The organism is Bacteroides sp. DH3716P, from assembly GCF_025914115.1.
Classification (GTDB): domain Bacteria; phylum Bacteroidota; class Bacteroidia; order Bacteroidales; family Bacteroidaceae; genus Bacteroides; species Bacteroides ovatus.
Map to the genome: position 1 here is coordinate 355,354 of NZ_CP083673.1, position 20,880 is coordinate 376,233.

The window sequence follows — 20,880 nt, forward strand, 5'->3', positions numbered from 1 at the left end:
TTTTTGTTTTACACCCGAAAACCACGAAAATCTTGCTACTTTTGTGAACAAATTAACGTGTACACAATGATACTGAAACGAATATCCATATTAAACTATAAGAATCTGGAAGAGGTAGAACTGGGATTCTCTGCTAAGCTGAATTGTTTTTTCGGACTGAATGGAATGGGAAAGACGAATTTGCTGGATGCGGTGTATTTCTTGTCTTTCTGTAAGAGCTCCGGAAACCCGATTGATTCTCAAAATATTCGTCATGAACAAGACTTTTTCGTAATTCAGGGCTTTTATGAAGCGGAGGACGGAACTCCTGAAGAGATTTATTGTGGGATGAAACGCCGTTCGAAGAAACAATTTAAGCGGAATAAGAAAGAATATAGCCGTTTTTCGGACCACATCGGTTTTCTGCCTTTGGTGATGGTTTCACCTGCCGATTCCGAATTGATAGCCGGGGGAAGTGAGGAGCGTCGCCGGTTTATGGATGTAGTGATTTCGCAGTATGATAAGGAATATCTTGAAGCGCTGATACGGTATAATAAAGCATTGGCGCAGCGTAACGCATTGTTGAAGAGTGAGTTTTCGGTGGAGGAGGAGCTGTTTCTTGTATGGGAGGAGATGATGGCGCAAGCCGGTGCAATCGTATTCCAGAAACGTGAAGCGTTTATCCGGGAGTTTATTCCTATTTTCCAATCTTTCTATTCCTTTATCTCGCAGGATAAAGAGGTGGTGGGATTATCTTATGAGTCTCATGCGCGGGATGCTTCTTTGTTGGAAGTGTTGAAGCAAAGCAGGGAGAGGGATAAGATAATGGGATTCTCTTTGCGTGGGATTCATAAAGATGAGTTGAATATGTTGTTGGGTGAATTCCCGATAAAGAAAGAAGGTTCGCAGGGACAGAACAAAACGTATCTGGTAGCATTGAAACTGGCGCAGTTTGATTTCTTGAAGCGTACCGGCTGGACTGTTCCTTTATTATTATTAGATGATATTTTCGATAAGTTGGATGCTTCCCGTGTAGAGCAAATAGTGAAGCTGGTGGCTGGAGACAATTTCGGGCAGATATTTATAACGGACACGAACCGGGGACATCTCGACCGTATTTTACATAAGGTAGGCAGCGATTATAAAATATTTCGTGTAGAAGAGGGCACAATTCAAGAAACGGAGGCTGATAATGAAGCGCAATGATGCCGAACAAATAGGAAAACTGATTCAACAGTTTCTTCGTCAGGAGAGTTTGGAATCTCCGCTGAACGAACAAAGACTGCTGGATGCCTGGCCTCAAATCTTGGGACCGGCAGCGGCTTATACCAGCAATCTTTATATTCGTAATCAGACATTATATGTGCATCTGACTTCCGCAGCTCTTCGTCAGGAATTGATGATGGGGCGTGAGGTATTGGTGCGCACGCTGAATCAGAGAGTCGGAGCTACCGTAATTACAAATATTATTTTTCGTTGAAGAAAGATATTCTGTCTATAACCTTTATACCTAGCTTCCGGAGTGTTTCGGTTGCACGGTTGTAATAAAAAGGGTTTTCCAAATATTGATTGTTATGGGCGTCTACGCCGATGATAGCGGTGCAACCTTCATGGGCGGCTATTTTCCAGAAATCTGGATGAGGAATGGTAGTAATACCATGAATATCATTGTACTCTTCATATCCGATATTATATTCCAACGGTAAGTTTAACCGTACTGCCGTCCGGCAGATATGTCTGCTGACTAGCTTACAATGACGATCGAACTCGGGGTAAGAACGCATAAATAAATCCGGATGGGCAAGGTAGGCAAATAGTCCGCTTTCCATTCCTTCAATAGCACTCTCTTCATAGAGTTCGAGCATGTCTACCGAATCTGTATTCCGGCCGAAGTAGGGGAACTTCTCATCTGTGTGAAAATGGTGATTTCCAAAGATGATATAGTCCAGTTTATATTCTTTGATGATTCCTTTTAACCAGTGTATGTATTCAGGAAAGTATTCGCATTCCAATCCTATTTTTATGCTGATTTGATTTTTATATTTCTCTTGCAGCGAACGGATACTTTCCACATATCCCGGTAACTCTTCGGGAAGCATCCGGATGTCGGATATATAATCAGTGTGATATTTCCACGGAGTGTGGTCAGAAAAGCCTAATTCTTGATAGCCGCCTTTGATGGCACTTAAAACAAATTCTTCGTCACTCCCTGTCGCATGATGGCAGCGGGTGGTGTGGGTGTGATAATTCGTCTTCATTGATTGTTATGATTATATCCATGCGGATGTCGAATGATTCCGCCGGAACTTCTTCTACTAATTGAAATGGGAAACAGATTCCTGCTTTATAGGCTGATGGTATGCGTGGCAGGAGACGGTCATAATATCCTTTTCCCCGCCCCAAACGGTTACCTTTAGCATCGAAAGCTACTCCGGGAACGACGATGAAGTCTATGGCCGCATAGTCTGTGAATATTTCTCCGGTTGGTTCTGCTATACCGTAGATACCGCTGATTGACATGTCTTCCGGTCCGGTGTATATCCGTAGTTCTAAATCATCGCCTACTACTACAGGGAGTAGAATCCGCTTTTCGCTACTCCATTTTTGAATAAAGGCATGTGTATCTACTTCGTCATTCAGCGAATGGTATAGTAATACAGTATTTGCCGCCCTGAAAGCCGGATGGGCTTCAAGGGCGGCAAGTATATTAGCTGATTGCAGCTTTCGCATAGTTGAATCCGCGTGTTGGGTCTTCAGTAATGCTATATGCTTGCGCAGTTCTTTTTTTCTTTCCATCTTTTTTATCCTTCGTCACTTCTTCTTCAACGGCTACCGGAGCTTTGGGGAAAGCTTCTCCTTTTTCAAGTATCTCAATACCTTTAATGACAGTAGCATCTGTTTTGTTGAAGTATTGGAGATAGGCTTCCAGTCCAAGCATATTGTAGATGATGTTGCCAAAGAGGTTCTTTTCCAATAGTTTGTATGATTTCTGAATGAGGATATTTCTTCTTTTCACTCCTTTACTGTCGGCAAAACGGACAAACTGTTCCACCAAACCCTGATGACGAAGATAGTTTAGTAATTCTTCCTCAGTTTCGTATTGGCTTAACTTCTTCCGGTTATTGTCGGTGTATTGGAATGTGAACTGAATAGTCAGTCCCCGGTTAATAACTGTCGATAGATAAGAAGTGACTCCCGTTGTATCCTGCGGTACGAATATATCCGGCATGATACCACCGCCGCCATACACAGTACGTCCCAAGCTGGTATTATAACGTTCGCTCTCATTCTGCTTGATACTATCACGTGAGAAAAATTCTCCATGTTCGTAACGGGTGTATAAATCCAGCTCGTAGTTACGGTCTTTACCGCTTTCGTATGGGCGTTGGATGCAACGTCCGGATGGGGTGTAGTAGCGGGCGATTGTCAGGCGGATAGCCGATCCGTCACTGAAATCGATAGGCTGTTGCACAAGTCCCTTACCGAAAGAACGGCGTCCTACAACTGTACCCCGGTCGTTATCTTGAATAGCTCCGGTGAAAATTTCACTGGCGGAAGCAGATCCTTCGTCAATCAATACAACGAGCGGCATTTTCTGACAACTACCCGTACCGTTGGCAAATTCTTCTGCACGTGGATATTTACGGCCTTGAGTATATACGATCAACTTACCTTCAGGCAAGAATTCATTTACCATGCGGATAGCAGCTTCCATATATCCTCCGGTATTACCGCGCAGGTCAATGATTAGACCTTTGCATTTTTTGTGGTTGAGTTGTGCTAATGCATTAAGCAATTCCACATGGCTGGTACGTCCGAATTTGCTGACTTTCACATAACCGATATCGTCGTTTACCATGTAAGCAGCATCTACGGTATTTTGAGGAATGTCTCCACGTGTGATGTTGAAGTGTAATAAGTCCTTTTCTCCTGTTCGTTTGATTCCCAATTTTACCTGTGAGCCTTTCGGACCTTTCAAGGTGCGCATAGCCCGTTCGTTCGTTACTTTCTTGCCGACAAACAAGCTATCATCTACAGTAACAATGCGGTCGCCCGCCATTAATCCTATCTTTTCAGAAGGACCTCCCTGAACAACAGCATTGACATGAATGGTGTCATTCTGTATGGTAAACTGGATGCCAATTCCGCTGAAGCTGCCTTCCAGTTCAGAGTTGACTTCTTCGAGATTTTGGGCTGGGATATAAGTTGAATGCGGATCCAGTTCGGCTAGAATTTGCGGCATGGCTTTTTCTACCAAATCGGCCATGTTTACGGTGTCGACATATTGATCGTCTACAATGCGTAACAAAGCGTTTAGCTTATTGGAGGAACCATTAATGATACCCAAACGGTTGCCGGCAAAATGCTTGGCATAAAATGTACCGATAAGAATCCCGACTACCACACTGACTGCTATGATGACAGGTGTAAAACGTGAAGAGTTTTTTGTACTCATGTCTATTCCTTTTTTAAAACGTTCGTCTTCTTATTTATTTGGAGAGGAATTATCATCTAACTCTGTGTAGATAACTTCGATTCCCGCCCGTTTTAATAACTCTATTCCATCTTCCAGGCGGTAATGCTCGGAATAAACTACCCGTTTGATTCCTGCCTGTATGATTAACTTTGCACATTCGATGCAAGGAGAGGCGGTGACGTACATGGTAGCACCGTCGCTACTGTTATTTGAACGCGCTATTTTGGTAATGGCATTGGCTTCCGCATGCAGAACGTATGGTTTTGTCAGGTTGTTTTCATCTTCACATACATTCTCGAATCCGGAAGGTGTTCCATTATATCCGTCGGAGATAATCATTTTATCCTTAACAATTAAAGCTCCTACTTTACGGCGTTGACAATAGGAATTTTCAGCCCATATACTGGCCATACGTATATAACGTTTGTCAAGTTCTAATTGTTTCTTTTCAGTGTCCATGTTGTTTACTATTTACTGCTTACTACCCGGAAAACCATACGGAAAGTTTGCTTACCGGATGCCGGTTTGTATAAAAGGTATAAGTTATTACTATCTCCTTCGTAAGATGTAGCTGCATTAAGCCCCTCTATAAAATTTTTGGCGAGTTTGTCGTCGCCATAACTACCTGCAGTGGTAACTGTAGCTTTGAAGCTATTGTTTTTGGCGTTGGCATTCCATTTTCCTTCAAAAGTACTGGTTGCAATTACAGTTCCTTTTATATTTCCGTTAATAACATCTCCATCTACTGTGCCATCAAATACAATATTATATGTACCGTTTTTATTAAGCTCTTTAATACTTGCTTTCTCTTGTTCTTCATTCTCCCAAAAGCCAAACATCTCATGACCTCCATCTACTGTGATATAATTTAGTTTCCAGGTTTTTCCTGTAAAGATAGCAGCTACATCGTCCGAATCATTACATCCTGAAAATAAAGGAAGCAATAAAAGCAATCCTACTATTTGAAATATACTTCTCTTCATATTTAATATCTAATAACTTAATACTTATTTCTTTATCCCATTTCTGATTAGCAAAGCATCAATGCTCGGTTCCTGTCCGCGGAAACGTTTATAAAGTATCATCGGATGTTCCGTTCCTCCTTTCGACAGAATATTATTGCGGAATGAGTCTGCCACTTCCTGATTGAATATCCCTTTTTGCTTGAATAATGAAAATGCGTCGGCATCCAATACTTCCGCCCATTTGTAGCTATAGTATCCGGCGGCATATCCACCGGCAAAGATGTGGGAGAATTGCGTACTCATACAAGCTTCTTGTACTACCGGCAATATTTGCGCATCCTTCCAGGCTTCTTGTTCATAAGCTTTCACATCTCCTTCAAAAGGAGTGTTGTGCGTATACCATGCCATATCAAGTAAACCGAAACTTATTTGTCGTAGACAAGCATACGCAACATTGAAGTTTGATGCATCTACAAGGCGTTTTATCAATTCATCCGGCAATACTTCTCCCGTCTGATAATGGCGGGCAAAGGTATTGAGGAAATCTTTCTCTATGGCGAAATTTTCCATAATTTGCGAGGGAAGCTCCACGAAATCCCAATATACATTGGTTCCACTTAAACTCCTGTAAGTAGAATTGGCAAACATACCGTGCAGACTATGCCCGAACTCATGCAAGAATGTTTCTACTTCATTGAAAGTCAATAAAGCGGGCTTATTCTCGGTTGGCTTGGTGAAGTTCATCACAACGGATACATGAGGGCGGCTGTTTTTACCGGTCTTTTTATCTATCCATTGGTCCTTATAACTCGTCATCCAGGCTCCGGCCCGCTTTCCCGGACGCGGATGGAAATCGGTGTATAAGACGGCTAAAAATTTACCGTCTTTATCAAACACTTCAAAGGCTTCTACCTCTTTATGGTAAACCGGAATTTCTGTATTTTTCCGGAAAGTGATTCCATATAACTTTTCTGCCAAGCCAAACACCCCTTTCTTCACTTGTTCCAGTTCGAAGTAAGGGCGGAGCATTTCTTCGTTGATATTGAATTTTTTGTCCTTTAGTTTATTTGAATAATAACTCCAGTCCCAAGGCATGACAACGAAATCAGCTCCCTGTTCTTCGCGAGCCAGTTCTTGTATCTCTTTATATTCTTGTTGTGCAGTAGGAGTGTATGCTTCCAGCAGTTGGTTGAGCAGCTTGTATACCGACTTGCTGTTTTCAGCCATTCTTTTCTTTAGCGTATATTCCGCATAATCTTTGTATCCCAGTAACTGGGCTATTTTCATGCGTGTATTGGCTATCTTTTTTACGATGTCGATATTATTGAATTCGTTATCGTGTGTACATTTGGTATTATAAGCCATATAGAGTTTTTGACGTAAATCCCGATTGTCAGAATACGTCATGAAAGGAATATAGCTCGGAGCGTGAAGTGTGAATGCCCATCCTTCTTTTTCTTCGTTCTTGGCCGTTTCTGCAGCTGCTTCTATGATAATTTCAGGTAGTCCGGCGAGGCTCTCTTTTTTCGTTAACAGCATTTGATAAGCATTCGTCTCTTTCAGGTTGTTTTCACTGAAGGTAAGCGTCAATTTACTCAATTCGGTAGTCAGACGACGGTATTCTTCCCGTGCTTCTCCTTCTAAATTGGCGCCATGACGAATAAAACTGTTATATGCATTTTCCAGTAACTGTTTTTGTTCCTGTGTCAGTTGCAAAGTCTCTTTTTGGTTATACACTTCCTTCATACGTGCGAATAGCTTTTCGTTCAGTGTGATATTATTGCTGTGTTCACTAAGCAACGGCATAATCTTTTGAGCGAGTTCTTGTAGATCGTCATTCGTTTCTGCGCTCAACATATTACCGAAGACGGCAACTACTTTGTCAAGTAATTTCCCTGACTCTTCGAAAGCTTCTATCGTATTGGTAAAATCTGCCTTTTCCGGATTCTGTATGATGGCCTCTATTTCAGCATTTTGTAGCTTGATTCCTTCGAGGATAGCAGGCTCATAATGTTCAGTTTCAATCCGGTCGAACGGCACGGCTTCGTGCGGCGTGTGGTATTGCCCGTAGAAAGGATTCTGGGCATTTGTTATATTGTTCATAGTGCAAACTAGTATCAATGTTATTAATAATCTCTCCATAGAATTACAAAGCTACTAAAATTGTAGCTTATTCAACGGATAACACGTTGCTTTTTAACAATATATAAAATGAAATGTATAAAAAAACCGCTACGGTTTCTCGCAGCGGTTTCTATATTGTTCAGGCTTCTAATTAAGCGTTAACTGATGCCATGTGAGCGATCAAGTCAAGAACTTTGTTAGAGTAACCGATTTCGTTGTCATACCAAGATACAACTTTAACGAAAGTATCAGTCAAAGCGATACCTGCTTTAGCGTCGAAGATAGAAGTACGAGCGTCACCCAAGAAGTCAGAAGAAACTACTGCATCTTCAGTGTAACCCAGGATACCTTTCAATTCGCCTTCAGAAGCTTCTTTCATTGCAGCGCAGATTTCAGCGTAAGTAGCCGGTTTAGCCAAGTTAACTGTCAAGTCAACTACAGATACGTCCAAAGTCGGAACACGCATAGACATACCAGTCAATTTGCCGTTCAATGCAGGGATTACTTTACCTACAGCTTTAGCAGCACCAGTAGAAGAAGGAATGATGTTGCCAGAAGCAGCACGACCACCTCTCCAGTCTTTCATAGAAGGACCGTCAACTGTTTTCTGAGTAGCAGTTGTAGAGTGAACTGTAGTCATCAAACCGTCAAGGATACCGAACTTGTCATTCAATACTTTAGCGATAGGAGCCAAACAGTTAGTAGTACAAGAAGCGTTAGATACGAATTGAGTACCTTTTACATATGTTTTTTCGTTTACACCGCAAACGAACATCGGAGTGTCATCTTTAGAAGGAGCTGACATTACAACATATTTTGCACCAGCTTCGATGTGAGCCTGAGCTTTGTCTTTGCTCAAGAACAAACCTGTAGATTCAACAACGTATTCTGCACCTACTTCATTCCATTTCAAGTCAGCCGGATTTCTTTCAGCTGTGATACGGATAGCTTGACCGTTAACGATCAGTTTGCTGTTTTCAACATCTGCTTCGATAGTACCGTTGAACTGTCCGTGCATTGTGTCATACTTCAGCATGTAAGCCAAGTAATCAACCGGGCAAAGGTCATTGATACCTACGATTTGAATATCGTTTCTCTCCATTGCAGCGCGGAAAACGAAACGTCCGATACGTCCGAATCCATTAATACCTACTTTAATCATTTTGTTTAAACTTTTAAGGGTTTTATAATATTTGTTCAAATATCTCTCGACCTGCGCACTTGTTTTATTTTCAAATGCGGTGCAAAATTACAAAAATGTTTTTATATTCGCATATTAAATTCACATTAAATATTGAAAAAAGATGGGAAAGAGCACATTTTTACAGGACTTTAAGGCGTTTGCTATGAAAGGTAACGTCATAGACATGGCTGTCGGTGTAGTTATTGGTGGTGCGTTTGGAAAAATCGTATCATCATTGGTTGCTAATGTTATTATGCCTCCGATTGGTTTACTGGTTGGCGGTGTGAACTTTACGGATTTGAAATGGGTGATGAAAGCGGCGGAGATCGGTGCTGACGGTAAGGAGATAGCTCCGGCTGTGACATTGGATTATGGTCAGTTTCTGCAAGCCACCTTTGATTTTCTGATTATTGCTTTTGCTATATTCTTATTTATACGGTTGATTACGAAACTGACAACTAAAAAACAGGCAGAAGTGCCAGCTACTCCTCCGGCTCCTCCTGCACCAACGAAGGAAGAAGTCTTGTTGACGGAGATACGCGATTTGCTGAAAGAAAAGAATAGTTGATTCTAATTAAAATAAAGGAGATTCCAAGTATAAACTTGTGAATCTCCTTTATTTTTCTCTTCATTATTAATATAGATTGCGTACTTTTTTCTACTTTTGCAACTCAATTTATTCAAAATCCAACCATTGATATGCAGGAAAAAATAATAATTCTTGATTTCGGTTCGCAGACAACACAGCTTATAGGCCGTCGTGTACGTGAATTGGATACGTATTGTGAAATTGTTCCTTATAACAAATTTCCTAAAGAAGACCCTACTATTAAAGGAGTCATTCTCTCCGGAAGTCCTTTCTCGGTTTACGATAAAGATGCTTTCAAAGTAGATTTGAGTGAAATTCGTGGTAAATATCCGATATTGGGTATTTGTTATGGTGCACAATTTATGTCATACACCAATGGCGGAAAAGTGGAACCAGCCGGAACACGCGAATATGGACGTGCTCACTTGACTTCTTTCTGCAAAGATAATGTGCTATTTAAAGGTGTACGTGATGGATCGCAGGTATGGATGAGTCATGGAGATACGATTACTGCTATTCCTGATAATTTCAAGAAAATAGCTTCAACAGATAAAGTCGAGATTGCTGCTTATCAGGTAGAAGGTGAGCAAGTGTGGGGTGTTCAATTCCATCCGGAAGTATTCCATAGTGAAGACGGAACTCAAATCCTGAAGAACTTTGTGGTAGATGTTTGCGGTTGCAAACAAGACTGGTCGCCGGCTTCTTTCATTGAAAGTACGGTTGCCGAGCTGAAAGCGCAGTTGGGGGATGATAAAGTCGTTCTCGGTTTGAGTGGCGGAGTTGATTCTTCAGTTGCAGCAGTGTTGTTAAACAAGGCTATCGGTAAGAACTTGACTTGTATCTTTGTAGATCACGGTATGCTACGTAAGAATGAGTTCAAGAATGTGATGAAGGATTACGAGTGTCTCGGTCTGAATGTGATTGGCGTTGATGCCAGCGCTAAGTTCTTCGCAGAACTGGCTGGTGTGGCTGAACCGGAAAGTAAGCGTAAGATTATAGGTAAGGGCTTCATCGATGTATTTGATGTGGAGGCTCACAAGATAAAAGACGTGAAATGGCTGGCGCAGGGTACCATTTATCCGGATTGTATTGAGTCATTGTCTATTACGGGCACAGTGATAAAGAGCCATCATAATGTAGGCGGTCTTCCTGAAAAGATGAATCTGAAGTTGTGTGAACCGCTTCGTTTGTTATTTAAGGATGAAGTGCGCCGGGTAGGTCGTGAGCTGGGTATGCCGGAGCATCTGATTACTCGTCATCCGTTCCCGGGACCGGGACTGGCAGTGCGTATTTTGGGAGATATTACTCCTGAAAAAGTACGTATTCTGCAGGATGCTGACGATATCTTCATCCAGGGATTGCGTGACTGGGGATTGTATGATAAAGTATGGCAGGCAGGAGTTATCTTGTTGCCGGTACAGTCTGTGGGCGTAATGGGAGATGAACGTACTTATGAAAGAGCGGTTGCTTTGCGTGCTGTGACATCTACAGATGCCATGACGGCTGATTGGGCACATTTACCTTATGAATTTATGGGTAAGGTATCGAATGATATTATTAATAAGGTGAAAGGAGTGAACCGTGTAACCTATGATATCAGTTCCAAGCCGCCAGCAACCATTGAATGGGAATAATAACATTATCCATCATAAAAATAGCCTCAACAGGAATTTCCGTTGAGGCTATTTTTATGATGGATAGTTTTTTTTTTTTGATTGCTCAGTCCGTATCTACTCGCTTACCAGCTTTTGTGCGTCCGGAATAAGAATCTCTTTCCGGCGTAACTCTAATAATCCTTTGTCTTGTAGCTCGTTGAGTGCTTTCGATGTATTCAACCGGGTATCATCTAAGTAGCGGGCAAGGTCGTCCATTTTTACTTTGAATATCTTTTCTCCCTGCGCCTTTTCACAATGTAACAGGAAAAAGCGAATGATTTTCTCTCTTAAATCCTGTGTCGGCTCTTCCCATAAACGTGAGTAAAGATTTTGTGCCCGGTTACTTACGATGTTCATATAGTTCAGCCGGAATATTTCATATTTGAACAGGTCGCTAAGTACGAATGCTTTGCTGATACTGACGGTATGCGCTTCCGTATGTGCCACATAAGCAGAAGTGTAATGGGTATTCATGCCAAACAACGACTGTGGTTCCAGCAGATAAGGTGCTTCCATCTGTTCGATGACGGTGTATATATTTTCTTTGGAACTTGTGACGATAGAAACCTCTCCTTTTAATAGGAAGCAGAGTTGTTTACACGGACTACCACTCTCTATGATAGTTTCTCCCACTTTATGCTTGATAAAGTGTAGCTTGACCTTATCCAGAATACTTGTGAAATCTTCATGACAAAGACCTTGAAATAAAGGCAATTGGAGCAAAGTGTCGAACATTGTTTCCATATGTTGTAATCTCTTGTTAATCGTACAAATTTACTCATAATACAATACTGCTGTCAACATCTGACCGTTCTTTTTGTTTTTTTTATTGTTTGAATGCATAAAAATAGAGTATATTTGCAGAAAAAAAGGAGGGAATTATGTTCGCAGGCTTCAATTGGCAGCAGATGATTAGTGCGTTTATCGTACTTTTTGCCGTGATAGATATTATCGGCTCTATACCTATTATAATTAACCTGAAAGAAAAAGGGAAAGATGTGAATGCAATGAAAGCTACTGTCATCTCTTTTGCTTTGCTGATCGGATTTTTCTATGCGGGAGATATGATGCTGAAACTCTTTCATGTAGATATTGAATCGTTTGCAGTAGCCGGTGCATTTGTCATTTTCCTTATGTCTTTGGAGATGATTCTGGATATTGAGATTTTCAAGAACCAGGGTCCTATCAAAGAAGCAACTTTGGTGCCGCTTGTCTTTCCTCTGTTGGCAGGTGCCGGAGCTTTCACCACTTTGCTTTCTCTTCGGGCAGAATATGCCAGTGTTAATATCATTATAGCTTTAGTCTTGAATATGATCTGGGTTTACTTTGTAGTGAGTATGACCGGTCGTGTAGAACGTTTCCTGGGAAAAGGAGGCATCTATATTATTCGTAAATTCTTTGGTATCATCTTATTAGCTATTTCTGTGAGGTTGTTTACAGCCAATATAACGTTATTGATTGAGGCGTTGCATCGGTCTTGATTTTCTTATTAAATTGAAAGCTATTGTATCGGATGTGCCATCGTGTTGGCACAACTGTGACATGTCTTTGTCGCAATCGTGCCACTTTGATGTCACAAGTGTGCCAATGTGGTGGCACGAGTTGGCATTTATAACGTTTCTTCTTCTTCTGCTGCTGTTGTTTCTTCTTCTGTATTTTCTTCCTCTTCCATTTCGTCCGCAAAAGGTTCCGGGCGTTGCGGTCCGTGATTTACGAAAACGAAAGCACAGAGTGTCCCCATAATTCCTCCGCTAAGATGTCCTTCCCACGACATATTGGTGGGGGAGAAATAAGGAAACATATGCCATATAATCCCTCCATATAAAAAGGTGACAAGTAAAGAGATGGCAATGAGTGGAATATATTTGCGGAGAATACCACTGAAAAAGAGAAAGAAGGCAAGTCCGTAAATTAATCCGCTGGCACCAATGTGCCATCCCGGTTTTCCAATCAGGAAAGTAAGTAGTCCGCCTCCGAGCCAGATTAGGATAAAAATCTTACCTGCTATCCCCCGGTAAAAGTAAAAAAGACACCATGACAAGAAAAATAAAGGAATTGTATTTGCCAGTAAATGACTAAATCCGCTGTGTATCAATGGGTGAGTTAAAATACCTACCAGCCCCCGTTTCTCCATAGGATATACCCCCAAGCGAGAGAAGTCCCAGTCCATTCCGACTTCCATAATCTTGAGTATATAGAGAATAAAAATAGGAAACAAAGGCTTTGCTGCAGCCAGCATGATACGCTGAATATCTTGCTTCATGACATTCTTTTCTTTAGATATTTTACGCAATACTACGAATATTTGCACAAAATCTGAAAATAAAAAGCCTTTTTATTTTTGTTTTTATCTATAATTTGTACATTTGGGCGTTATACCCGTTGTATATGATGCTACAGTCCATATATGCGGTATGTAACAATAAATAGATATATGATATAATGACCAATAAATTAACCTTTAATAATGCACAACTATGAGTTATTTACGATTTGACAAGACCCTCATGACGAATCTGGAAGAGTCTCTTCAAAGAGAAATCCTCCGGACGAACAAAGCAGGAGCTTATCATTGTACGACGATTGTTGATTGTAACACACGCAAATATCACGGCCTGTTGGTAATTCCAGTTCCCAATATCGACGATGAAAATCATGTGCTGCTATCTTCTCTTGATGAAACGGTAATTCAACACGGTGCGGAGTTTAACTTGGGATTGCACAAATATCAGGGAAACAACTTTAGTCCTAACGGACACAAGTATATCCGCGAGTTTGATTGTGAGCATATCCCGGCAACAACTTACCGTGTCGGAGGTGTTATCCTCCGCAAAGAAAAAATCTTTGTACATCATGAAAATAGAATCCTGATTCGTTATACTTTGCTGGATGCGCATTCGGCTACGACTTTGCGCTTCCGCCCGTTCCTCGCTTTCAGGAGTGTACGTGAGTACACACATGAAAATGCGCAGGCAAGCCGCGAGTATCAACTTGTGGAAAATGGTATTAAAACCTGTATGTATCCCGGATATCCGGAACTATATATGCAGTTGAATAAAAAGTGTGAGTTTCATTTCATGCCTGACTGGTATCGGGGTATTGAATACCCGAAAGAACAAGAGCGTGGGTATGACTTCAATGAAGACCTTTATGTTCCCGGTTATTTTGAGGTGGATATAAAGAAAGGGGAGAGCATCGTATTCTCTGCCGGAACTTCAGAAGTGACTCCCCGTAGATTGAAACAAACATTTGAGGCTGAAGTGCTTGATCGTACCCCTCGTGATAGCTTTTACCATTGTCTGAAGAATTCCGCTCATCAGTTCCATAACCAGCAGGAAGACGAACATTATATTCTTGCCGGTTATCCGTGGTTTAAATGTCGTGCACGTGATATGTTCATTGCCCTGCCGGGACTGACGCTTGCGCTCGATGAGGTCGATCAGTTTGAGGATGTGATGAAAACGGCGGAAAAGGCAATTCGCAATTTTATAAATGAAGAACCAGTAGGCTACAAGATTTATGAAATGGAGCATCCTGACGTTTTGCTTTGGGCTGTCTGGGCTTTGCAGCAATATGCAAAAGAAACTTCCCGTGAGCAATGTCGTCAGAAATACGGAGAACTTCTGAAAGATATAATGGAGTTTATTCGTCAGCGGAAACATGAGAATCTTTTCTTGCATGATAATGGATTACTTTTTGCCAACGGTACGGATAAGGCGATTACATGGATGAATTCTACAGTGAACGGACATCCGGTGATTCCTCGTACGGGGTATATTGTTGAATTTAATGCGTTGTGGTATAATGCGTTGCGTTTTATAGCTGATTTGGTGCGCGAAGGAGGAGACGTATACTTGGCGGATGAACTCGATGCGCAGGCAGAAGTAACCGGAAAGTCTTTTGTCGAGGTATTCCGTAACGAATATGGTTATCTGCTTGATTATGTAGACGGTAATATGATGGATTGGAGTGTACGTCCTAACATGATATTTACCGTAGCGTTTGATTATTCTCCTTTGGATCGTGCACAAAAGAAACAGGTGCTTGATATTGTGACCAAAGAGCTGCTCACTCCGAAAGGAATTCGTTCGTTGAGTCCGAAGAGTGGCGGATATAATCCGAACTATGTAGGTCCGCAGATACAACGTGATTATGCTTATCATCAGGGAACGGCTTGGCCTTGGTTGATGGGGTTCTATCTGGAAGCTTATCTTCGAATTTATAAGATGAGCGGATTGTCATTCGTTGAACGCCAACTGATTAGTTATGATGACGAAATGACAAGTCATTGTGTTGGTTCCATTCCCGAGCTATTCGATGGGAACCCGCCTTTCAAAGGACGCGGCGCAGTATCGTTTGCGATGAATGTAGCAGAAATACTGCGTGTCTTAAAGCTACTGTCTAAGTATTATTAAAAAAGGAGGAACGAAGATGAAAGTTTTAATGTTTGGATGGGAATTCCCTCCCAAAATATATGGTGGTCTTGCGGTTGCTTCTTATGGAATAACTAAAGGATTGAGTCTGCAAGGTGATATGGAGACGATTTTCTGTATGCCTAAACCGAGCGGTGAAGAAGAAAAGTTCTTGAAAATAATCGGTATGAATCAAGTACCCATCGTGTGGCGTGATGTCAACTACGACTACTTGAAGTCCCGCTTGTTGGAAATGACACCGGAAGAATATTACTCTTTCCGCGATCATATTTATGCCGATTTTTCTTATATGCATGTGAATGATTTGGGGTGTATGGAGTTTGCTGGTGGTTATCCCGGGAACTTGCACGAAGAAATTAATAATTTCTCGATCATTGCCGGAGTAGTAGCCCGTCAGCAGGAGTTTGATATCATTCATGCGCATGACTGGCTGACTTACCCTGCCGGAGTACATGCCAAAATGGTTAGCGGAAAGCCGCTTTGCATCCATGTGCATGCTACGGATTTTGACCGTTCTCGTGGCAAAGTCAATCCTACTGTTTATTCGATTGAGAAGAATGGTATGGATCATGCCGATTGTATCATGTGCGTATCCGAGCTTACTCGTCGCACTGTTATTAACGAGTATCATCAGGACCCCAGAAAGGTATTTGCCATGCATAATGCTGTTTATCCATTGTCGCAGGAACTGCTGGATATTCCACGTCCCGATCACTCAAAAGAAAAGGTGGTCACTTTCCTTGGACGTATTACGATGCAGAAAGGACCGGAATATTTTGTAGAAGCTGCTGCGCTTGTATTGCAGCGTACTCGTAATATTCGTTTTGTAATGGCGGGGTCAGGCGATATGTTGAATGCCATGATTAACTTGGTTGCTGAACGTGGTATTGCCGATCGATTCCACTTCCCGGGCTTCATGAAAGGCAGACAGGTATATGAGGTTTATAAGAACAGTGATGTATTTGTCATGCCGTCTGTCTCTGAACCTTTCGGTATCGCTCCGCTGGAAGCCATGCAGTGTGGAACACCTTCCATCATTTCTAAGCAGTCTGGATGTGGCGAGATTCTTGATAAGGTGATAAAAACTGACTATTGGGATATTCATGCAATGGCTGACGCTATCCATTCTCTGTGTACCAATCCGTCTCTTTTCGAATATCTCAAAGAAGAGGGAAAGAAGGAAGTAGATGGGATTACGTGGGAAAAAGTTGGCTTGAGAATCCGTGCTCTCTACGAGTCTGTGTTAAGAAACTATGGTAAATAACAAAACAATAAATAAAATGAGAACTATCTGTCTTTATTTTGAAATACATCAAATTATCCATTTGAAACGTTATCGTTTCTTCGATATTGGTAATGACCATTATTATTATGATGATTATGCCAACGAAACGGGTATGAATGAGGTCGCTGAACGTTCGTATATTCCTGCTCTCAATGCGTTGATCGAGATGGCGAAAAACTCGGGTGGTGCTTTTAAAGTAGCACTTTCTATCTCGGGAGTAGCCTTGGAACAATTGGAAATTCATGCTCCGGCAGTCATTGATTTATTGCATCAGTTAAATGAAACTGGTTGTTGTGAGTTCTTATGTGAACCTTATTCGCATGGTTTGTCTTCACTGGCTAACGAGGATTGCTTCCGTGAAGAAGTACTTCGTCAACGTGATAAGATGAAACAGATGTTTGGCAAAGAACCGAAAGTGTTCCGCAACTCTAGTCTGATTTATTCTGATGAAATTGGTGGATTGGTAGCTTCTATGGGCTTCAAGGGGATGTTGACGGAAGGTGCTAAACATGTGTTGGGGTGGAAGAGTCCGCATTATGTTTATCACTGTAATCAAGCTCCAAGTCTTAAGCTCTTGTTGCGGGATTTCAAACTCTCTGACGACATCAGTTTGCGCTTTTCTAATTCGGAGTGGGCGGAATATCCGTTGTTTGCTGATAAGTATATTAATTGGATCGATGCATTGCCGCAAGAAGAGCAAGTTATTAATATCTTTATGGAATTGAGTTCGCTTGGTATGGCTCAACCGTTATCCTCTAATATTCTTGAATTCTTAAAAGCGTTGCCGGAATGTGCAAAGGCTAAGGGAATTACTTTCTCTACACCGACTGAAATTGTAACGAAGCTGAAATCAGTATCACAACTCAATGTTGCATATCCGATGTCGTGGGTGGATGAAGAGAGAGATACTAGTTGTTGGCTGGGTAATGTTATGCAACGCGAGGCTTTTAATAAATTGTATAGTGTAGCTGAACGTGTTCATTTGTGTGACGACCGTCGTATCAAACAGGATTGGGATTATTTGCAGGCTAGCAATAACTTCCGTTTTATGACAACGAAGAATAATGGTATGTGGTTGAATCGTGGAATCTATGATTCTCCTTATGATGCTTTCACTAACTATATGAATATTCTGGGTGACTTTATCAAACGGGTAGATGCACTATATCCTGCCGATGTAGACAGTGAAGAATTAAATTCTTTATTGACTACCATTAAGAATCAGGGGGATGAGATTACTGAATTGGAAAAGATATTGGCTAAATTACAGGCAAAAGTAGAAGCGGCAAAGAAAACGGTGGTCAAAAAGGCTACTAATGCTAAAGAGCCGGTAGTAAAAGAAAAAGCTGTTGATAAATCAAAACCTGCTGTAAAGAAAGCTGCAGTTAAGAAAGCAACAGCCGAGCCGAAGAAGGCTACGGGGAAAGCTAAGAAGGCTTAAATAAACAGTATAAAAACTTGTTATATAGAACCGTGAGTAAGAGAAAATCAGACTCACGGTTTTTTGTGGGGGTAATGCATATTTGTGTGGTTACCCTGTCCAATATTAATAAAAATAGCGCAAGTTACATAAGTGACCTGCGCTATTTTTATTAATATGGATAATCTTTATTTTGTACTCTTGAATTGAGTTGAAACTACTTCTAGTTTGAGAACATATTTTTGATCATATTCATATATAGGTTCTCCTTTTTCATTATACATTATATTTCCATCTTTATCTTTTTTAAGTACTAAATTTTCTCCCAATTTTCCACCCTTTAGACGTACATATCCAGGTTTCAAATCATGCTGTATGCTAATAATGTTGCTAGATGTTCCATAATAACTATTACTACTTGACGAATCATAAGTTACTAAGACAGGAATTAATACAACTTTATTCCAGTCAGGGTTATTATTTTCCCATGCCTTTTCATCCCACGAACTACCAGCTTTTTTTCTAGCTTCCTCTTTATCTACGATACATGCATTAATCAGCTGGGTTATATTGTTGAAACTATACTGGTTGATATTACTACTGTGGCTTGTTAAGTATGATGAAATTCCATCGGTTAACTTGTTTTCTTTAAAGAAAGAATCTTTTTCTTTCTTTCGTATTAGCATAACATTAGATGGAATAGACATGCCAAATTTTTTGTCAGCAGGTTGATTATAGTTTGTGAATGTTAATTTTACGGCATTCAATGTGTCACCAGCTAATACATTTGCGATAGAATCAATAGGAAGAGTTGCTTGGGTAAAAATGCCTGCCGGAGTCTTTAGATAAGTTTTGTCCCAGTTTTCTTCTAAGTTGATTAAATTGTCTATCGTTTGTGTCTCATTTTTTAATTGATTAGCTTGAATTACTTCACGAGTAGTGGCAAAGGTACGATATCCATAGTAGGTCGAGTCTTTATATTTTCCATCTTCTTCTGCTACTTTCTTTTTCAATTTAATACCAGTGAGTGTATCAACTGCATAGCATTTATACACAACATTCATTTGAGCTTGGTTTATGTAAAGCACAGTACCATCACCATAATCACTTTTTACGTAAATGCCTTTGAATATTTTTCTGAATGTTTTATTATCAAAATTAACGCCAAATTTGTTAGCTTCTTGTATAATCTTTGTGCCAATTTCTATTGCAGCGTCCTGTTTAAAAGAAACATGTACGCTAGGTACATATGTACTGAGTTTGCGGATAGAATCTTTAACAGATAAATCGACTGCTGTATAGGCCTTAGTTCCCAGTAGATTTTCAGGATTATAAAATTCTTCAGGCTCAATATCTGTATAATATGCATTCTCTTGATTAAGTTCTTTTTCAGCCTCTCCTAGTTCGTAAACACTTAAACGACATGCAGTTAATGAATCTCCAAAATAGCTGCTATACCATAGGTAAAGTTCGATTGTATGGATGTTACCAATAATCTTATTTTCATCATCACGTATGAAAGTGACATCTTTATTATCTTCATTATCGTCCCCTACCATTATTTGAGTAGCTTTCCCTTTGCTGTCTAAAGCTGTCTTATTGTATACTCCAGGGAAAGTCATTCCTTCAGGGCAATTTAGTTGTGCCAAGAAACCTGCCTGATAAGTTCCGAATGTTTCATCAGTGAACTTACCTACATAACCGACATTTGTCATTGCATATATCTTACCGGCATGAACAGATTCGGTAATTACATCAAATGTAGATAGCTTTCCATTGATATCCCGGTCGCTTTCTGGAAACATTCTCAATCCCAGTCCGGCAGTGTTGTCATCACAACCCCAAAAGGTGATTGCCAGTAAAACTATTAAGGCGTATTTTGCTTTCATGATCGTCGTATCTTGATTTTTTTATTCTTCTTCGTTTGCAGTAGCATCCCATACCTGATCGTAGAACTCGTTGCAGGCATCTGCATAGTTTTCCGGGTTTTGGTAGTCAAGTACCAATTTGCCAGATTGGCGGGCATATTCAATAATAGACTCGTCTACCTTTTCGCTGTTTTGTATTACTCCGTCCGAATAATCAACGGCGAGTTTGCACAGAGCAGCATAGTCTACCGGCTCTTTCAAATCACCTAAATCTTTTTTAGAAATACCTTTCAGCATCAATTTGGCTGCGAAATCGTCGCTAAGTGTACTCTTGAAATCATCTTCATAAACAGAGAATACCACTTTAGCGTCGCGAAAAGAAGGTTCGTCTTTATAGGCTTTCTTAATATAAAGAGGAGCTAAAGCTGTCATCCAGCCATGACAGTGAATGACATCAGGACACCAGCGAAGTTTTTTCACTGTTTCCAATACACCGCGTGCATAGAAAACGGCACGGCTATCGTTATCATCATATTCTATACCATTTTCATCCGTTGTCTGCATACGATTCTGGAAATAATCATCGTTATCGATGAAATATACCTGCATGCGTGCGGATTGGATAGAAGCAACTTTTATAATCAAGGGGTGGTCAGTATCGTCGATAATCAGGTTCATACCAGAGAGGCGGATCACTTCGTGCAGTTGATTTCTGCGCTCATTGATATTTCCCCATTTAGGCATAAAGGTTCTGATTTCACGGCCTTTTTCTTGTATCGCCTGTGGAAGGTTTCTACCTATATTGGCCATTTCGGATTCTGAAACGTAAGGTGTAATCTCTTGAGTAATAAATAAAACTTTATTCGCCTTTGTCATAATAACAATAGTTCACTATAATATTC

General features: G+C 40.7%; 19 protein-coding genes. 8 read left to right on the forward strand and 11 right to left on the reverse strand.

Features of this window, described 5'->3' with window-relative positions:
* Window positions 1–66: 66 nt before the first annotated feature.
* Both recF and KQP79_RS01140 read left to right on the forward strand, forming a co-directional pair.
* The gene (gene recF / locus KQP79_RS01135) at window positions 67–1,185 is read left to right on the forward strand and encodes a DNA replication/repair protein RecF (RefSeq protein ID WP_008775475.1); all 1,119 of its coding nucleotides are present in this window, start codon (window positions 67–69) and stop codon (window positions 1,183–1,185) included.
* The gene (locus KQP79_RS01140) at window positions 1,172–1,459 is read left to right on the forward strand and encodes a DUF721 domain-containing protein (RefSeq protein ID WP_004301769.1); all 288 of its coding nucleotides are present in this window, start codon (window positions 1,172–1,174) and stop codon (window positions 1,457–1,459) included. Before recF ends, KQP79_RS01140 begins: the two co-directional genes overlap by 14 nt.
* Here KQP79_RS01140 and KQP79_RS01145 read toward each other — a convergent pair.
* The 7 genes from KQP79_RS01145 to gap all read right to left on the reverse strand — a co-directional run bounded on the left by KQP79_RS01145 (window position 1,446) and on the right by gap (window position 8,707).
* Window positions 1,446–2,237: a histidinol-phosphatase gene (locus KQP79_RS01145; protein WP_004320889.1), complete on the reverse strand. Its 792-nt coding sequence runs from the start codon at window positions 2,235–2,237 to the stop codon at window positions 1,446–1,448. The two genes, KQP79_RS01140 and KQP79_RS01145, sit on opposite strands and share 14 nt — an antisense overlap.
* Window positions 2,182–2,709: a 5-formyltetrahydrofolate cyclo-ligase gene (locus KQP79_RS01150; RefSeq protein ID WP_004308571.1), complete on the reverse strand. Its 528-nt coding sequence runs from the start codon at window positions 2,707–2,709 to the stop codon at window positions 2,182–2,184. The genes KQP79_RS01145 and KQP79_RS01150 overlap by 56 nt, the downstream gene beginning before the upstream one ends.
* Window positions 2,687–4,435 (reverse strand): S41 family peptidase, encoded by a 1,749-nt coding sequence (locus KQP79_RS01155; protein ID WP_004301772.1) that lies wholly within the window; start codon window positions 4,433–4,435, stop codon window positions 2,687–2,689. Before KQP79_RS01155 ends, KQP79_RS01150 begins: the two co-directional genes overlap by 23 nt.
* Window positions 4,436–4,465: 30 nt before the next feature.
* Window positions 4,466–4,915, reverse strand: a complete 450-nt coding sequence (locus tag KQP79_RS01160; protein WP_004301773.1) for a dCMP deaminase family protein — start codon at window positions 4,913–4,915, stop codon at window positions 4,466–4,468.
* Window positions 4,916–4,923: 8 nt separating this feature from the next.
* Entirely contained in the window at window positions 4,924–5,439 is a 516-nt protein-coding gene (locus KQP79_RS01165) for a DUF4847 family protein (RefSeq protein ID WP_004301774.1), read from the reverse strand.
* A gap of 24 nt (window positions 5,440–5,463) precedes the next feature.
* Window positions 5,464–7,524: a M3 family metallopeptidase gene (locus KQP79_RS01170; protein WP_138343485.1), complete on the reverse strand. Its 2,061-nt coding sequence runs from the start codon at window positions 7,522–7,524 to the stop codon at window positions 5,464–5,466.
* A gap of 172 nt (window positions 7,525–7,696) precedes the next feature.
* Window positions 7,697–8,707, reverse strand: a complete 1,011-nt coding sequence (gene gap / locus KQP79_RS01175; protein ID WP_004301776.1) for a type I glyceraldehyde-3-phosphate dehydrogenase — start codon at window positions 8,705–8,707, stop codon at window positions 7,697–7,699.
* 142 nt (window positions 8,708–8,849) lie between these two features.
* Between gap and mscL the strand changes: the two genes are divergently transcribed.
* Together mscL and guaA are read left to right on the forward strand one after the other, a co-directional pair.
* Window positions 8,850–9,296: a large-conductance mechanosensitive channel protein MscL gene (gene mscL / locus KQP79_RS01180; protein ID WP_004301777.1), complete on the forward strand. Its 447-nt coding sequence runs from the start codon at window positions 8,850–8,852 to the stop codon at window positions 9,294–9,296.
* A 131-nt stretch (window positions 9,297–9,427) separates the two neighbouring features.
* Complete coding sequence (gene guaA / locus KQP79_RS01185; protein ID WP_004304584.1) at window positions 9,428–10,951, forward strand: glutamine-hydrolyzing GMP synthase; 1,524 nt, start codon at window positions 9,428–9,430, stop codon at window positions 10,949–10,951.
* Window positions 10,952–11,047: 96 nt separating this feature from the next.
* Here guaA and KQP79_RS01190 read toward each other — a convergent pair whose 3' ends face one another.
* Window positions 11,048–11,716, reverse strand: a complete 669-nt coding sequence (locus tag KQP79_RS01190) for a Crp/Fnr family transcriptional regulator (protein WP_004304586.1) — start codon at window positions 11,714–11,716, stop codon at window positions 11,048–11,050.
* Between the two features lie 137 nt (window positions 11,717–11,853).
* On the opposite strand from KQP79_RS01190, the gene KQP79_RS01195 reads away from it, so the two are divergent.
* The gene (locus KQP79_RS01195) at window positions 11,854–12,453 is read left to right on the forward strand and encodes a MarC family protein (RefSeq protein WP_004301781.1); all 600 of its coding nucleotides are present in this window, start codon (window positions 11,854–11,856) and stop codon (window positions 12,451–12,453) included.
* A 128-nt stretch (window positions 12,454–12,581) separates the two neighbouring features.
* Here the strand turns inward: KQP79_RS01195 and KQP79_RS01200 are convergent, their stop codons facing one another.
* Window positions 12,582–13,235, reverse strand: coding sequence for a rhomboid family intramembrane serine protease (locus tag KQP79_RS01200; RefSeq protein ID WP_004309014.1), 654 nt, complete (start codon window positions 13,233–13,235; stop codon window positions 12,582–12,584).
* A 214-nt stretch (window positions 13,236–13,449) separates the two neighbouring features.
* Between KQP79_RS01200 and KQP79_RS01205 the strand changes: the two genes are divergently transcribed.
* From KQP79_RS01205 to KQP79_RS01215, 3 genes are read left to right on the forward strand one after another with little or no spacing between them, the layout of a single operon-like run.
* Entirely contained in the window at window positions 13,450–15,387 is a 1,938-nt protein-coding gene (locus KQP79_RS01205) for a glycogen debranching enzyme N-terminal domain-containing protein (RefSeq protein ID WP_004301783.1), read from the forward strand.
* A 16-nt stretch (window positions 15,388–15,403) separates the two neighbouring features.
* The gene (locus KQP79_RS01210; RefSeq protein WP_004309013.1) at window positions 15,404–16,669 is read left to right on the forward strand and encodes a glycosyltransferase family 4 protein; all 1,266 of its coding nucleotides are present in this window, start codon (window positions 15,404–15,406) and stop codon (window positions 16,667–16,669) included.
* A 16-nt stretch (window positions 16,670–16,685) separates the two neighbouring features.
* Window positions 16,686–18,131, forward strand: a complete 1,446-nt coding sequence (locus KQP79_RS01215; protein WP_004309012.1) for a glycoside hydrolase family 57 protein — start codon at window positions 16,686–16,688, stop codon at window positions 18,129–18,131.
* A gap of 167 nt (window positions 18,132–18,298) precedes the next feature.
* Here the strand turns inward: KQP79_RS01215 and KQP79_RS01220 are convergent, their stop codons facing one another.
* Window positions 18,299–19,999, reverse strand: a complete 1,701-nt coding sequence (locus tag KQP79_RS01220; RefSeq protein WP_004309010.1) for a DUF4270 domain-containing protein — start codon at window positions 19,997–19,999, stop codon at window positions 18,299–18,301.
* A 21-nt stretch (window positions 20,000–20,020) separates the two neighbouring features.
* Entirely contained in the window at window positions 20,021–20,854 is an 834-nt protein-coding gene (locus tag KQP79_RS01225) for a glycogen/starch synthase (RefSeq protein ID WP_004304593.1), read from the reverse strand.
* Window positions 20,855–20,880 lie beyond the last annotated feature (26 nt).

Excerpts from the sequence above, each read along its gene's own strand:
- KQP79_RS01160 (WP_004301773.1), bottom strand. The coding sequence starts at position 4,915 with ATGGACACTGAAAAGAAACAATTAGAACTTGACAAACGTTATATACGT.
- KQP79_RS01225 (WP_004304593.1), bottom strand. The coding sequence starts at position 20,854 with ATGACAAAGGCGAATAAAGTTTTATTTATTACTCAAGAGATTACACCT.
- KQP79_RS01145 (WP_004320889.1), bottom strand. The coding sequence starts at position 2,237 with ATGAAGACGAATTATCACACCCACACCACCCGCTGCCATCATGCGACA.
- KQP79_RS01215 (WP_004309012.1), top strand. The coding sequence starts at position 16,686 with ATGAGAACTATCTGTCTTTATTTTGAAATACATCAAATTATCCATTTG.
- KQP79_RS01150 (WP_004308571.1), bottom strand. The coding sequence starts at position 2,709 with ATGCGAAAGCTGCAATCAGCTAATATACTTGCCGCCCTTGAAGCCCAT.
- KQP79_RS01200 (WP_004309014.1), bottom strand. The coding sequence starts at position 13,235 with ATGAAGCAAGATATTCAGCGTATCATGCTGGCTGCAGCAAAGCCTTTG.
- KQP79_RS01210 (WP_004309013.1), top strand. The coding sequence starts at position 15,404 with ATGAAAGTTTTAATGTTTGGATGGGAATTCCCTCCCAAAATATATGGT.
- KQP79_RS01170 (WP_138343485.1), bottom strand. The coding sequence starts at position 7,524 with ATGAACAATATAACAAATGCCCAGAATCCTTTCTACGGGCAATACCAC.
- KQP79_RS01155 (WP_004301772.1), bottom strand. The coding sequence starts at position 4,435 with ATGAGTACAAAAAACTCTTCACGTTTTACACCTGTCATCATAGCAGTC.
- gap (WP_004301776.1), bottom strand. The coding sequence starts at position 8,707 with ATGATTAAAGTAGGTATTAATGGATTCGGACGTATCGGACGTTTCGTT.
- KQP79_RS01140 (WP_004301769.1), top strand. The coding sequence starts at position 1,172 with ATGAAGCGCAATGATGCCGAACAAATAGGAAAACTGATTCAACAGTTT.
- KQP79_RS01195 (WP_004301781.1), top strand. The coding sequence starts at position 11,854 with ATGTTCGCAGGCTTCAATTGGCAGCAGATGATTAGTGCGTTTATCGTA.
- recF (WP_008775475.1), top strand. The coding sequence starts at position 67 with ATGATACTGAAACGAATATCCATATTAAACTATAAGAATCTGGAAGAG.
- KQP79_RS01205 (WP_004301783.1), top strand. The coding sequence starts at position 13,450 with ATGAGTTATTTACGATTTGACAAGACCCTCATGACGAATCTGGAAGAG.
- mscL (WP_004301777.1), top strand. The coding sequence starts at position 8,850 with ATGGGAAAGAGCACATTTTTACAGGACTTTAAGGCGTTTGCTATGAAA.
- KQP79_RS01165 (WP_004301774.1), bottom strand. The coding sequence starts at position 5,439 with ATGAAGAGAAGTATATTTCAAATAGTAGGATTGCTTTTATTGCTTCCT.
- KQP79_RS01220 (WP_004309010.1), bottom strand. The coding sequence starts at position 19,999 with ATGAAAGCAAAATACGCCTTAATAGTTTTACTGGCAATCACCTTTTGG.
- KQP79_RS01190 (WP_004304586.1), bottom strand. The coding sequence starts at position 11,716 with ATGGAAACAATGTTCGACACTTTGCTCCAATTGCCTTTATTTCAAGGT.
- guaA (WP_004304584.1), top strand. The coding sequence starts at position 9,428 with ATGCAGGAAAAAATAATAATTCTTGATTTCGGTTCGCAGACAACACAG.